Source organism: Streptomyces sp. NPDC054796, from assembly GCF_053611545.1.
On record NZ_JBSHAO010000173.1, the window covers coordinates 1 to 1,407 of the forward strand.

General features: G+C 67.1%; 1 protein-coding gene. It reads right to left on the minus strand.

What is annotated here, in order from left to right; all coding sequences use genetic code 11:
- Positions 1 to 458 precede the first annotated feature (458 nt).
- Positions 459 to 1,100 carry a hypothetical protein gene (locus ACWGJ2_RS40465; protein ID WP_453351423.1) on the minus strand — a complete coding sequence of 214 codons (642 nt, stop codon included), beginning with the start codon at positions 1,098 to 1,100 and terminating at the stop codon, positions 459 to 461.
- Between the last annotated feature and the right edge of the window lie 307 nt (positions 1,101 to 1,407).

Here is a 1,407-nt window from a genome sequence, read left to right on the forward strand (position 1 = left end):
AGCCCGCTCTTGCACCCCTCCCGCCGAGGGCCCCACACTCAGAAAGCCGGGAAGAGCAGATGCTCTGGCCAGCTCACCGTGACACCGACCGGCGAAGCGGGAGAAGGGGTGCTTCTCGATCACACCGCCGGGTGAGCGGCCTGCGCCCGGAAGCGATCCGGAGGACGGTTCCGGCCGGGCACAGCTCGCACGACAGCCGCCCCGGCCCGGCAGGCCAGATGCGCCTGGGCGTCCGGGTGTGGTCCAGGATCGGCACCCCGGCGCCCGCACGCGCGATCGGCACCGTGCCCCCTTCCGAGCTGCGAAGAGCGGTGGGGCCACGCGGTCGACGTACGAGCGCGAGTCCGGTCACCCGTCACCGGTCACCGCATGGGCGGCGATCGTGTCCGGGCGGACTGCTCTCCCACCGGCAGGGGACGCATCCGGGGTGCAGCCGTGTGCCGCACCCCGGCAGGGAGTCAGTGCGGGGGGCGGGTGAGGTAGTCGGCGATGGCTTCGGCGACGGCAGACGAGTCGGCTGCGCAGTCCACGAGGTCGCCCTCGGGCTTTGCCGGGAAGTACATCGTGCCGACGTGTTCCCCGATCTCGTCGTGGATGCCCACGATCCAGCCGGTGTGCGAAGCCGGGACGTGCTCCGCGAAGAAGTCACCTGCACCGACGGTCAGGTGCGCACGGCCGCGGATGTCGGTGGTGGACGTGGCTGCATTCTGGGGTATGGCGTTGGTCCCGTCGACGTAGTCGGTACCCATGGTGATACCCCATTCGGCGAGCGCGGCACGTAGCACCGCCCCGGCCGTGGGCCGGGGAGTGGTGACCCACTCGGCGACGGCACGGGCGCACTGGTTTACGTCGTCTCCGGTCGCCCAGAAAACGAAGGCGATCAGGGTGAAGTCAACTCCGCCGTCCGGCACCCGCGCCACCGCAGAGTAGCCGCGGCCGGTGCGGTACTCACGCGGCGACACCAGCACGTGTTCACCCGATAAGGCTTGGTCTCGTGGGACGTCGGCGGGGTGTGCGACAAGCATTCCCTCCTTCTCGTTGAAGTAGGCGGGTACCTGGACCGCCGCAAGAGCTGCGAGAGCGATGGCGATAGTGTGCATCGGTTCTCCTAACCGAAAGTGGGTTCCGGGAGCCTTATTCCGACCCTTTTAAACATAGGTAAATCTATGCATCTTTAAGATGTGGGTTAATCTTGGGTTCCGGATTCCGGAAGGGGATTTGGAGGATTTTCCGGGTGCTGGTCTCGCCGCTACGACAATTCTTCAAGGCGTGCAACCTGCAATCGGCCGCCGGGCAATACCCAAAGTGATGCAGCGCCGAGGGGCAGCCCCCTCCCCCTTCCCGGCGAAAAGAGAACGGGGCCCGAACGGGAGGGGTGCAAGAGCGCGGCTAAGCCCGCTCTTGCAC

Excerpts from the sequence above, each read along its gene's own strand:
- ACWGJ2_RS40465 (WP_453351423.1), bottom strand. The coding sequence starts at position 1,100 with ATGCACACTATCGCCATCGCTCTCGCAGCTCTTGCGGCGGTCCAGGTA.